12 protein-coding genes are annotated in these 11,973 nt (G+C 33.4%); 7 read left to right on the forward strand and 5 right to left on the reverse strand.

Annotated elements, in window-relative coordinates:
- Positions 1-14 precede the first annotated feature (14 nt).
- From AC0608_RS01115 to AC0608_RS01135, 5 genes are all read left to right on the forward strand, one after another.
- On the forward strand, positions 15-980 hold the full coding sequence (locus AC0608_RS01115) for a KpsF/GutQ family sugar-phosphate isomerase (protein ID WP_478287835.1): 966 nt from the start codon (positions 15-17) through the stop codon (positions 978-980).
- Positions 980-1,795, forward strand: coding sequence for a twin-arginine translocase subunit TatC (gene tatC / locus AC0608_RS01120; RefSeq protein ID WP_417958411.1), 816 nt, complete (start codon positions 980-982; stop codon positions 1,793-1,795). The genes AC0608_RS01115 and tatC overlap by 1 nt, the downstream gene beginning before the upstream one ends.
- Positions 1,788-2,141 carry a carboxymuconolactone decarboxylase family protein gene (locus AC0608_RS01125; protein ID WP_417958412.1) on the forward strand — a complete coding sequence of 118 codons (354 nt, stop codon included), beginning with the start codon at positions 1,788-1,790 and terminating at the stop codon, positions 2,139-2,141. Before tatC ends, AC0608_RS01125 begins: the two co-directional genes overlap by 8 nt.
- Positions 2,142-2,302: 161 nt before the next feature.
- A complete protein-coding gene (gene lptB, locus AC0608_RS01130) occupies positions 2,303-3,043 on the forward strand; it encodes an LPS export ABC transporter ATP-binding protein (protein ID WP_066082639.1) in 741 nt (246 codons plus the stop codon).
- 127 nt (positions 3,044-3,170) lie between these two features.
- A complete protein-coding gene (locus AC0608_RS01135) occupies positions 3,171-3,332 on the forward strand; it encodes a DUF5808 domain-containing protein (RefSeq protein ID WP_478287836.1) in 162 nt (53 codons plus the stop codon).
- On the opposite strand, the gene AC0608_RS01140 is transcribed toward AC0608_RS01135, so the two are convergent.
- Positions 3,333-4,196 carry a glycoside hydrolase family 25 protein gene (locus AC0608_RS01140; RefSeq protein ID WP_478287837.1) on the reverse strand — a complete coding sequence of 288 codons (864 nt, stop codon included), beginning with the start codon at positions 4,194-4,196 and terminating at the stop codon, positions 3,333-3,335.
- A gap of 7 nt (positions 4,197-4,203) precedes the next feature.
- A complete protein-coding gene (locus AC0608_RS01145) occupies positions 4,204-4,920 on the reverse strand; it encodes a CDP-alcohol phosphatidyltransferase family protein (protein ID WP_478288501.1) in 717 nt (238 codons plus the stop codon).
- A gap of 212 nt (positions 4,921-5,132) precedes the next feature.
- Between AC0608_RS01145 and AC0608_RS01150 the strand changes: the two genes are divergently transcribed.
- Both AC0608_RS01150 and AC0608_RS01155 read left to right on the forward strand, forming a co-directional pair.
- Positions 5,133-6,203 (forward strand): putative type IX sorting system protein PorV2, encoded by a 1,071-nt coding sequence (locus AC0608_RS01150; RefSeq protein WP_470303378.1) that lies wholly within the window; start codon positions 5,133-5,135, stop codon positions 6,201-6,203.
- A gap of 232 nt (positions 6,204-6,435) precedes the next feature.
- The gene (locus AC0608_RS01155) at positions 6,436-7,575 is read left to right on the forward strand and encodes a lipoprotein N-acyltransferase Lnb domain-containing protein (protein ID WP_478287838.1); all 1,140 of its coding nucleotides are present in this window, start codon (positions 6,436-6,438) and stop codon (positions 7,573-7,575) included.
- Between the two features lie 33 nt (positions 7,576-7,608).
- Here AC0608_RS01155 and AC0608_RS01160 read toward each other — a convergent pair whose 3' ends face one another.
- The 3 genes from AC0608_RS01160 to AC0608_RS01170 all read right to left on the reverse strand — a co-directional run bounded on the left by AC0608_RS01160 (position 7,609) and on the right by AC0608_RS01170 (position 11,960).
- A complete protein-coding gene (locus AC0608_RS01160; RefSeq protein ID WP_478287839.1) occupies positions 7,609-9,003 on the reverse strand; it encodes an exopolysaccharide biosynthesis polyprenyl glycosylphosphotransferase in 1,395 nt (464 codons plus the stop codon).
- A 510-nt stretch (positions 9,004-9,513) separates the two neighbouring features.
- Complete coding sequence (locus AC0608_RS01165) at positions 9,514-10,848, reverse strand: O-antigen ligase family protein (RefSeq protein ID WP_478287840.1); 1,335 nt, start codon at positions 10,846-10,848, stop codon at positions 9,514-9,516.
- A 2-nt stretch (positions 10,849-10,850) separates the two neighbouring features.
- Entirely contained in the window at positions 10,851-11,960 is a 1,110-nt protein-coding gene (locus AC0608_RS01170; RefSeq protein WP_478287841.1) for a glycosyltransferase, read from the reverse strand.
- Positions 11,961-11,973 lie beyond the last annotated feature (13 nt).

An 11,973-nucleotide genomic window follows, 5' to 3' on the forward strand; every position in this document is an offset into this window, starting at 1 on the left:
TTAATCATTCTGTTTTGATCACTAAAGAAAATATATTGGCCAGTGCCAAAAAAACTATCGTTTCGGAGAGCCAATCCATCGCTAAACTGTCTGATTTTCTGGATGAAAATTTTAGTAACGCAGTTCAAAAAATCTATAATTCTAAAGGGCGATTAGTTGTAACAGGAATAGGAAAAAGTGCTATTATTGCTCAAAAAATGGTGGCTTCCTTTAATTCTACAGGAACACCATCGCTTTTCCTTCACGCTTCCGAAGCCATTCATGGAGATTTAGGAATGATTCAAAACGAAGATGTGATTATTTGTATTTCAAAAAGCGGCAATAGTCCCGAAATAAAAGTCTTAGTACCACTCTTAAAAAGATTTGGAAATACCCTAATTGCCATAACCGGTAACATGAGCTCGTTTTTGTCCAAAGAATCTGATTTTGTACTGAACACCACAGTAGATTCTGAATCGTGTCCCAACAATCTGGCCCCAACAAACAGTACCACCGCACAATTAGTAATGGGGGATGCGATGGCCGTTTGTTTGATGGAAATGCGGGATTTCAAACCGGAAGATTTTGCGGTGTATCATCCTGGAGGTGCCTTAGGCAAAAAATTATTACTACGTGTAAAAGACATGTTGGAACACAGCTTAAAACCTATGGTTACAGCAGAATCATCGATAAAAAAGGTTATTTTTGAGATTTCTGAAAAACGTCTTGGGGTAACGGCAGTGGTTGAAAACAATACCGTAATTGGGATAATTACGGATGGAGATATTCGAAGAATGTTAAGCGACAGAGATACTTTTGCTGATTTAACAGCAAAGGATATCATGACAAAAAATCCAAAAATGACCACTTCTAACGCTATGGTAGTGGAAGCGCTAAACATCATGGAAGATTTCTCCATCACTCAATTAGTAGTTATGGACGGGAAGAAATACAAAGGCATATTGCATTTACACGATATTTTAAAAGAAGGAATAGTATAATGGCGAAAAAAAACTTAAACGAAATGTCGTTTTTAGATCATCTGGAAGAATTAAGATGGTTATTAGTTCGAAGCACGATTGCAATATTAATATTAGCAACGATCACTTTTTTTGTTAGTGATTATATTTTTGACGTAATTATTTTTGGCCCGACCAATTCAAATTTCATAACCTACCGCTTTTTTTGTGACTTATCCAATTATTTAGGTTTTGCCGAAAGTATTTGTGTAACAGAAATGCCTTTCATCATTCAAAATACTAATATGGAAGGACAAATCAATGTTTTGATTTGGACCTGTATAACTGCTGGATTTATTCTTGGTTTCCCAATTATTCTTTGGGAAGTTTGGAAATTCATCAGTCCGGCACTCTATGATACCGAGAAAAAACATGCAAAACTTTTTATTTTTTCATCGTCCTTGCTTTTCTTTACAGGAGTATTGTTTGGTTACTATGTAATTGTACCCATGTCCGTCAATTTCTTTGCTACGTTCACCATAAGCCCGGTAGTAAAAAACCAGTTTAGTATTGATTCGTATATTGGATTGGTAAAAACAAGTGTAATTGCTTGCGGACTGTTCTTTGAATTACCAATAATCATCTATTTTTTGACTAAACTAGGATTAGTAACTCCAGTTTTTTTACGAAAATACTGGAAATATGCCGTAATTATAATTCTTATAGTTGCCGCAATTGTCACTCCTCCAGATGTTGTGAGCCAAATAATTGTAACAATTCCGATGTTAATAATCTATGAAGCAAGTATCTTAATTTCAAAAATAGTAGTAAAAAATCAAAAAAAAGCAAATGGCTGATATAATAGAAGAATTCAATGAGTACCGTTCTAAAATGAACGAAAAATTATTGGCAGACAATAATAAAATTGTAAAGCGAATTTTTAATTTGGATACCAATGCTTATGCAGCAGGAGCTCTGGATGTAAAAACAAAAGAATTATTGGGACTAGTCGCTTCGGCAGTTTTACGCTGTGATGACTGTGTAAAATACCATTTGGAAACCAGCCATAAAGAAGGCGTAACCAAAGAAGAAATGATGGAAGCTATGGGTATTGCAACACTCGTTGGCGGAACTATAGTTGTACCACATTTGAGAAGAGCCTATGAATTCTGGGAAGCTTTAGAAGCAACCGCTACAAAATAATATTTTTCTTTAAACTAAAAGATTCCAGACAACTACTCAAATAAGAACATTGGGGAGTAAACCTGTACCAAATAATTGTTAAGAAGTAAAACCGTTTAATTGTTTATTCGTTTATTTGACGGGTTAAACCAGTAAACGGTTAAACGATTAAGCCAACAAATATGAAATTAAGAGCCGAAAATCTAATCAAAACCTATAAAGGACGCAGTGTTGTAAAAGGCATTTCGGTAGAGGTAAATCAAGGAGAAATTGTGGGGCTCTTGGGACCCAATGGCGCTGGAAAGACAACTTCTTTTTATATGATTGTGGGATTGGTTAAACCAAACTCCGGCAACATATTTCTTGATGATTTGAATATTACCGATTATCCTATGTACAAAAGAGCACAGCAGGGAATTGGATACTTGGCACAAGAAGCGTCTGTTTTTAGAAAATTAAGTATCGAGGATAATATATTGAGCGTTTTGCAATTGACAAAACTGTCCAAGGCTGAGCAAGAAGCAAAGATGGAAAGCTTAATCGATGAGTTCAGCTTAGAACACATTCGTACGAATAGAGGGGATTTACTTTCGGGTGGAGAACGCCGTCGTACCGAAATTGCCCGTTGTCTGGCTACTGACCCTAAATTCATATTGTTAGACGAGCCTTTTGCCGGTGTCGATCCCGTTGCCGTGGAGGATATTCAGCGGATTGTAGCGCAATTAAAAAATAAAAATATAGGCATTCTTATTACTGATCATAACGTGCAGGAAACTTTAGCCATTACTGATAAAACCTATTTGATGTTTGAAGGTGGGATTCTAAAAGCTGGAATTCCAGAAGAATTAGTAGAAGATGAAATGGTACGTCGCGTTTATCTGGGACAAAATTTTGAGTTGAGAAAGAAGAAATTAGAGTTTTAAAAAAGTGGTGAGATTTTGAATGGTGAGATTTAAAGACTAAAAATCATTAAAAATGCAAAAACAAGATAACTCAAGTCAAAAAACTCAAGAAAAATGATCCAAAGATCCTGACAACTGGATTTGGGGAATGTTTTATTACAACAAAGAGGACAGGCGTATTTTTCCTCCGAAGAAGATTGCTTGGATGGGAAACACTGTAAACTTTGCCAATCCTAAATCAGTATTTTTTATGATTGGAGCGCTAATGTTTTTTTCTTTTGTACTCTTTACGATCCTGAAAAATCAATAACTACTCCTGAGTAATATACCGCAATTGCTGCAAATCACCATTATAGATATTGATGTCTACAGGACCTTTAATACCCGGAATCGCTCCTTTTTCAGTGAATTGCCAGAACAACCAATTTTCGTCTATTTCCTCCCTATAAAAATTATAATTGGCAATCCAAAAAAGATAGTCGCTGAATTCTTCTTTCAAAAAATCATCATAATACCGCTCACCGGTATAAATAATGGGCTTAACACCATAATGGGATTCTACTGCATGCAACCAACGCTTCAGGCCTAATTTAAGATTGCTAATTGACTGATTTTTAGGCAATTTTTCAATATCTAAAACGGGTGGTAAATCTCCTTTTTGAAGGGCAACCGTTTTTATAAAAAGTGCAGCTTGTTCCAGTGAATTTTCATTTGGTCGGTAGTAATGATAGGCGCCGCGAATCATTTTATTTTCTTTGGCACCACGCCAATTTCTATTAAATTCTCGGTCTTTTCGGTCTTTTCCAACTGTGGCACGGATGAAAACATAATGCAATGGATATTTTTTTTCTAAAGTATCTACATACGACCAATTGATTTTTCCTTGGTATTCTGAAACATCAATACCTATACTTTTTCCTTCATGTTTTTCTAAAACCTGATAATTTCGAACATCCGAGATGCGTTTAGCCTCTCTCTCTGCCCTAATAATTTTATCCGATTTAAAACTAAAATAATAGGCTAAACCATTTCGATAATGAAAACCAACTCCAACGAGCAGTACCACGAAAAAAGTAATAATAGAATAGTGTAGCAACTTTCCGGAGAAAACAGTTGGTTTCTTTTTTGGTTTACGAACTACATTAGTTTTTCTTCGTACGGTTTGTTTTTTCATACAAAAACTACTTTTTGAGCACTTTATTATTCACAACCGACAACAATACATAAAATAGTATCAACAAAGGAATTCCTAAATAATGGAAGAAAATCAACAACAAAACCGAACAAATCAAGAAGATAACTTGAAGTGTATTTTCTTTAAAACTAAACTTCTTGATTTTTAAAGAAAATAACGGAATTTCAGCATTTAGCATATACGCACTCAATACGGTTAACATTAATAAAAACCATGGGTTGGTCAATAGTTCGACGATGAATATTGAATCCGTATATTGTAAAACCAAAGGCAAACTTAGAATAAACAGCGCATTGGCTGGTGTGGGCAACCCGATGAAAGAATCCGTTTGTCGGGTATCAATATTAAAATTAGCCAAACGGTAGCAAGAACCCATAGCAATTATAAATCCTAAATAAGGAAAAAACTGTAAATGGGCAGCTGGCGCTGTTGTTAAATGACTAACCATCATTTGAAACATTACCAATCCTGGAACAATGCCACTGGTCACCATGTCTGCCAAAGAATCCAATTGCAAGCCCAGCGGACTGGAAACGTTGAATAAACGAGCAAAAAAACCATCAAAAAAATCCAAAAAGATACCCAGACAAACAAAATAAAAGGCTATTTCGAAATCTTGATTAAAAGCAAACACTAAAGCGATGCAGCCACAAAAAAGATTAAGTAAAGTAATGATATTCGGGATGTGTTTTTTAATAGTCATCATAATACGGTTTAAGGAATCAAAGTTGGTAAATTTAGTATAATAAGTGAATGGAATATACGTTTTTTAATAGAGATTTTATAACAACATTGGTTTTTGGCAGCAATTATTTCTTTCTCAAATTTATTTAATAAAAGGAAGAAACAACCTCAGCAAAAAATTATATTTTTGATAAAAATTAAACAGACTTTCGGTTTATAAAAATGACACCTTTGAGAAAAAGTTTTTTAGTAGCTACGCTTTTGTTTAGCACCTTTATTTACAGTCAATCCGTAAGAAAATACTCTAATGAGTTTATGAACATCGGCGTGGATGCAGCAGCATTGGGTATGTCAAATACGGTTGTAGCGGCTACCAATGATGTCAATTCAGGGTATTGGAATCCTGCCGGACTCATGCATCTGGAAGACCATCAGGTATCAGTAATGCACGCCAATTATTTTGCTAACATTGCCCAGTACGATTATTTGGCCTATGCCAGCCCTATTGATGATCGCAGTGCTTGGGGAATTTCGTTGATCCGTTTTGGGGTAGACGACATTCTGAATACCACCGAACTAATCGACAATCAGGGGAATATCGATTACAACCGAATCAGTCTTTTTTCGACTGCTGATTATGGCTTCACTTTTTCTTATGCTCGAAAACTACCTGTTCCGGGATTTCAATATGGTGTCAATTCCAAAATCATCCGACGTATTATTGGTAAGTTTGCCAATTCATGGGGATTTGGTTTTGATGTTGGGCTACAATTCGAAAGAAACAACTGGCAATTTGGTTTGATGCTTCGCGACATTACCACCACGTATAATGTTTGGAATATTGATGAAGAGGAGTATCAGAAAATCGCGAATGCAATTCCTGGAGAAAATCAGGATTTACCGGAAAGTACTGAAATTACGGCGCCCAAAGCACAATTAGGAATTGCCAAAAAATTCATCATCCGATACGATTATAGTATTTTGGCTGCTGCCAATATGAATATGCGATTTACTAAAACCAATGATCTTATCGCGACTGATTTTGTCAGTATCGATCCGGCTTTAGGATTAGAATTTGGGTATACAAATCTAGTTTTCGTTCGTGCCGGAGTAGGGAATTTTCAAAATGTAGAACAACTAGACAACACTGAAAAAGTAGGATTCCAACCTAATATTGGCTTGGGATTTAAATATAAAGGCATTCAGATTGATTATGCGTTAACTGATTTAGGCAATCAAAGTGCTGCGCTCTACTCGAATATTTTTTCGGTAAAAGTAGATTTGGGCATGTTTAGAAATTAATTTGGATGTGACAATCTAAATTAAACGGCGTTATTAAAACCGACAATAAAAGTATTTTAGAGACTACAAAGTCATATGAATGCTTCCCCAACAATTGACCTTCTAAATGATTAAAAAATCCGTGTGACACTCTTTCTTTAAGTATCTTTGCACAATAATTTCTTTACGTGTAATAGTAAAATAGGTCTTAAATATAAAAAATCACATACTTTATCCTTATACAAGCAAACGAATGAACGCTTACTTATTAAAAAAATATTCCTTTTTCCTATTCTTTTTTTTAACTGTAAACTACAGTTTCGGACAAAACATACAATTATCCCAAAAAGCACAGGTCAGCGTAATCACTTGTGGCACTGGCAATGAATCATATTCTCTTTTTGGGCACACTGCAATTCGCGTACGAGATACAGTCAATGCCATTGATGTGGTGTATAATTACGGTGCTTTTGATTTTAATACCCCTAATTTTGTAATGAAATTTATAAAAGGAGACTTGCAATATTTTGCTGTCGTACACTCCTATCCGGATTTCATCAATCAATATCAGTATGAAAAAAGATCTGTATATGAACAGGAACTAAACATTCCAGTTACATTAAAACAGAAACTATATGACAATCTGAATACCTCCTTAGCTTCAGGAGAAAGTCATTACACCTACAAATTCATTGACAAAAATTGTACATCAATGGTAGTGGACATTATTAATAAAACATTAGACTCCGTTACAATTGTAAAAAAAACAGATACTAAAATCTCGTACAGAACCATATTGTATCCCTATTTTGAGGGACATTTTTATGAAAAATTAGGTACCAGTATCATTTTTGGAAAAAAAGTTGATCAATTAGGAACCAAAATATTTTTACCCTTAGAACTACAAAAAAGTCTAAAAAAGATTTCTTTTCAAAGCTTCCCTCTGGTACAGAAAAACAAAACTATAATTGAATTTAAAAATGAAGTTTCCTTCTCTTGGTGGAATAACCCGTATTCTTACCTCATACTACTAAGCTTGATCATTTTTATAAACAAAAAAAGTGTCGATTTGTTCTACCTGACACTACTGGCGATACTTGGGTTATTCTTTTCGTTTGTGGGTCTTTATTCCTCCCATCTTGAGTTAGGATATAACTATAATATTTTATTATTTAACCCAACCTTATTAGGCTTACTCTATTTCTATTGGATCAGAAATAAAAAAGGAATTTACAATTTGGCGTTACTTAACTTAATATCGTTACTACTCTATTTCTTTTTTATAATCAACAAAGCACATTTAGTAATGGTTCTGCCATTGATAGCCTCCAGTACTATAATTTTACTGAGAATGGCCATTCAAAATAAAAAGCGAATTCCTATAATCATATAAAAGTAGCTCTTTAATTAGTAATAATAATTACCCTTATTGTCCCCTGTAAAATAATACAGTAGTAATGGTTTTAAAAACTATGTTTAAATCCAGATAAATACTTCGGTGTTTAATATAATACAAGTCATATTGCAGCTTGATTAAACTATCCTCAATGGTTTCTCCATACGAATAATTGACTTGAGCCCAACCGGTAAGTCCCGGCTTAATAATGTGTCGGGTTTCATAGAAAGGCATTATTTCAGCAATTTCTTTTACAAAAACTGGTCGTTCCGGACGTGGGCCTATAACGGCCATATCTCCTTTTAAAATATTGATAAACTGAGGAAATTCATCTATTCTAGTTTTACGCATAAATTTCCCAAACAAGGTCACACGCGCATCATTCATAACAGTAAAAACGGCTCCATTGGATTCGGAATTTCCAACCATCGTACGGAATTTTAAAATTTTAAAAACAGCACCGTCTTTACCCACACGTTCTTGTAAATAAAAAATACTCCCTCTGTTTCCTATTAAATTCCCAACCAATATAAAAGGAAACAAAAACACACCTAGAGCTAGACCCAGTAAGGAAACATTTACTTCTAAAATACGTACTATAAATAAGTATAATTTATTTTGATTGCTTCGGCTAAAGGGAAAAAAACGATAAAAATCTCTTGAAATATACTGCATTGGTATACGCTGCGTCTTACTTTCGTACACTTGCGTGTATTCCCTGATAATGCTTCCTGATTCTAATAAGTGCAGCAACTGTTGGTACAAATCCGCAGTAATACCCTCTGTTTTCTGGGAAGCAATCACAATTTCAGAGATACCATTTTCTTTTACAAAAGAAAACAAGTCATTTCTTTCTATATGTTGTACATAATGGTACTCTTCAACTTTTTGTTCACTAATATCAGTATTAACAAAACCAATTATTTTATAATGGGGATCGATATTTTCTAATCCTAAAATCAGTTCTTTTACCTGCTCTTGATCACAAATCAATATTGCTTTTTGAAAGAATCGGTTAGAGGCCAAAAATGTCACATACAACATGCGCCATGTAAATAATGCCATGAAAGTTACCAAAAAAAACAATAGAATTTGCAACCGATTTGTGGGTAATTGTGGAGAAAAGAAAGGTGTTAATAAGTACACTAATACGGTAGTGGAAACAGTAATAATTGTACTTTTAAGAACCTGAAATTGGTTGCTGGCTACTTGAAGATTATACATTTCGAAAATAGTACCAAATATATTAATATAGATTGCCAACACAATAGTCCAGTAATAATTAGTAGCGGATACTTTAAAATAATCAAACGCAAACACCTTTCCGGTAATGTACAGAGCCATTAAAACAAATAGAACATCAAAAACTCGCAAGATCATTTTCCGTTCTGATATTTCAAAATGTATTTTTTCAACTGAAAACATCGCTGGTATTTAAATTATGGGTGCAATTTAATGCTTTTGCAACTAAGAAGTTTTAAGCTTTTAAAAAAAAATTAACAAAATTTTAATATTTACATATAAACCCAACATTTATGTTAAAAGCACTATGCAAAATGACATCGTTTTCTATTTCATCGCAATAATTATATTAAAGTTAAAGAGTCCAATGGTCCAGTTTAGAGAAGAAAAAACCTTTTTTATTTGAAAAATACTTCAAATTATAACTTTAATATTTTCGAAATAAAATTCATGAAACTTTAATAGGAATAACCTTAAATTCAAAAAATATCATTTCTATTTTTGATGAATGTGCCTTAATTAATATCCTTTAAAGGTCTATTTCATTATATATTTTGGAAGTATGTTACCATTGTGAAGGATTTAAAACATCTAAAATCGTTAATTCATATTCTAAAATCACTTGCTGTGTAAAAAAGTATTTATAGACCATAACCATCTTTTAAAATAGAATACTGTAACTTATTAACAAACCTACTTCCTTCTAGGAAATCCTAATTGTACATTCAATAACGAAAGTGAATATACAAATGCGGGAGCTGCAGTACGCATGGCGGCATGATTAATCGTTAAAAACCAAAAGGCAACAAAACACAATAGAAACATATTGAACTTATTTTCTAAATATAAAACCAATGGTGTGAAAAAAAGAAACATTAGGGCTAGTATCCCTAAGCTACCGTGTTCTGCTAGCATTCGGGTAATTTCATCGTGAGATAAAACTTTAATTCCCGTTTCATTCTGTCGAATTTCGGCACCTCTTCCTACTCCAACACCAAAAATAGGGTTCTTTAAAAAGGTATTGATTTCGTTTTGAGCAACATCCTCCCTGCCTGTAAACTGACTTTGTTTAGCCCTTCCGGCAGCATCTTGATTAGCATACCGCTTGCCAATAAGACCTCCTGTTTGAAAGGAAGTATACGCCCAAGTAGCTAAAAGAGCGAACATCAAAATTGTGATTGTATAATTCAATTTTACTCTTCCTCCAAAATTAGATTTAAAATATAAGAAAACTAGCAATAAAACAATCATCAAGAACCCAGTAATCATACCACCTCTAGAAAAAGTTAGCATGCCGCGATAGGTAATATTTAGCGCAAGAATCACATTAATAATTACTTGAAACTTTGTTTTGGAATCCAGAATGATTCTTGAAAAAAAAACAAACATTCCTAAACCTAGAACTGTTGCCACTTGATTGGGTCCATAACCCCCTGATGTTTGAAAATTAGATTCTGTACCAGTAATTACCTCTTGGACATTTGGTGTAAAAAGGATCAGATATACCATACAAGTAATAATAGGCAATCCCATACTAAGCAATACGGCGTTAATTTGTATTAAAGTAATCTTGCGCCGAAACGTATATAATGACGCAATCCCTAAACATACAGGACCAGAGATATTAAAGGCAATTGCCTTGCGAATATCAGTATCAAAATTCAAAGTAAATGTAGAAATAATAATACCGGGAATTAATAACAGTAAAAAAATCCAATAAGGTAGTGCCCCCTTAGAAAAACCACTGAAATACATCCCGATCAGAATAAAAACGATTATTCCATATTTAGAAATTTCATATAGAGGATTCCCTCCGGTCATCCTCAAAAAAACTTCGCTACCTACAACATAAGCAGCCACAATAAGAACTTCGTTATTTTTATTTTGATTTTTTATGATGTAATAAATGCCCAAAATAAAAATGGAATAGCCATATATTTTTGATGTAAACGGTAACAAAAAAACCAATATACCAATTAACACATGGAAAAGAATTAAATACAGATAGGATTGATCCTCTTTTTTCATTTTTACTGCTTAGCCTTTAATAAACTGTTGTATTTTAATAATAGTATCGTAATCACACCGTCACGGGAATATTTATCCAATATAGATTCATGCAAATGTAACGCAAATGAATCTCTTAGTCCTTTCTCAGAAATCATTTTTTGTAATTGTTCCTGAATATGTCTATTGCTTAATGGATCAAATAATAAACCGTTAAGATTATCTTTAATGATTAAAGGACAATACCCCACATTAGTTGACATTACGGGTAATTTCGCTAATCCGTATTCTAATAGTGTTAATGGAAATCCTTCGGAAGTTGAAGCTAAAATTCCTATTGAAGCTTGTGATAAAATATTTTGTACATCATTTTTAGAACCATAAATAAAAATGAAGTCTTCTAGATTATTTACTCTAATAAATTCCTTTAAAAGAATTGAGTAGCCATCCTCATAATCTTTTCCTATGAGATGCAAAGTCCACCCTAAATCCTTTAACTTGATTTCTTTGAACGCAGAGAGAATAGCGATATGATTTTTTGGCTTTTTTAAATTAGCTAAACAAACAATACGCTTGTCCTTATCTCCCTCTAAAAAAGTTGACTTTTCAAAGTCATTTTCAAATGTTACAAAATTAGGAATGTAAAATACTTTTTTTATTAGTAGTTTTTTTTTGACCCAATTTTCTAACTGATGGTTAACCACTAAAACACCCGAAAATAAAAAAGAAGAGAAAAACAAAATCAAATTTTCTAATCTGGATTGATCTGCTCTTGCGCCATAATGTTCTTGCCATATTATTTTGACTTTAGGATAAATCAATTTTAGCAATACACAGGTGAAAAACGAAGTTCCATGAGCGTGAATTATATCTATTTTTCGCGCTTTTACAAATGATCTTAATCTAAAAATTGATTTTAAATCAACGGAACTCTTTTTATTTAAAAACAGATAATTCACTCTTACATCCAATTGATTTTTTAATATGCCCTCCCGCCGGGTCACTACTAATGCTGAAAACTCAATTCTATGGACCAATGCATTCGCAAAATTGACTGCCATCCGCTCTGCACCTCCAGACTCTAGTGAATCTATAATTTGAATGATACGATTTTTTTGTTTTTCTTGTTTCATCTTGCTTCTTCAA

This window comes from Flavobacterium sp. GNP008, assembly GCF_056428965.1.

Coding starts and splice junctions, on each gene's coding strand:
- AC0608_RS01155 (WP_478287838.1), top strand. CDS start 6,436: ATGAACGCTTACTTATTAAAAAAATATTCCTTTTTCCTATTCTTTTTT.
- AC0608_RS01160 (WP_478287839.1), bottom strand. CDS start 9,003: ATGTTTTCAGTTGAAAAAATACATTTTGAAATATCAGAACGGAAAATG.
- AC0608_RS01165 (WP_478287840.1), bottom strand. CDS start 10,848: ATGAAAAAAGAGGATCAATCCTATCTGTATTTAATTCTTTTCCATGTG.
- AC0608_RS01170 (WP_478287841.1), bottom strand. CDS start 11,960: ATGAAACAAGAAAAACAAAAAAATCGTATCATTCAAATTATAGATTCA.
- AC0608_RS01125 (WP_417958412.1), top strand. CDS start 1,788: ATGGCTGATATAATAGAAGAATTCAATGAGTACCGTTCTAAAATGAAC.
- AC0608_RS01145 (WP_478288501.1), bottom strand. CDS start 4,920: ATGACTATTAAAAAACACATCCCGAATATCATTACTTTACTTAATCTT.
- tatC (WP_417958411.1), top strand. CDS start 980: ATGGCGAAAAAAAACTTAAACGAAATGTCGTTTTTAGATCATCTGGAA.
- AC0608_RS01135 (WP_478287836.1), top strand. CDS start 3,171: ATGTTTTATTACAACAAAGAGGACAGGCGTATTTTTCCTCCGAAGAAG.
- lptB (WP_066082639.1), top strand. CDS start 2,303: ATGAAATTAAGAGCCGAAAATCTAATCAAAACCTATAAAGGACGCAGT.
- AC0608_RS01140 (WP_478287837.1), bottom strand. CDS start 4,196: ATGAAAAAACAAACCGTACGAAGAAAAACTAATGTAGTTCGTAAACCA.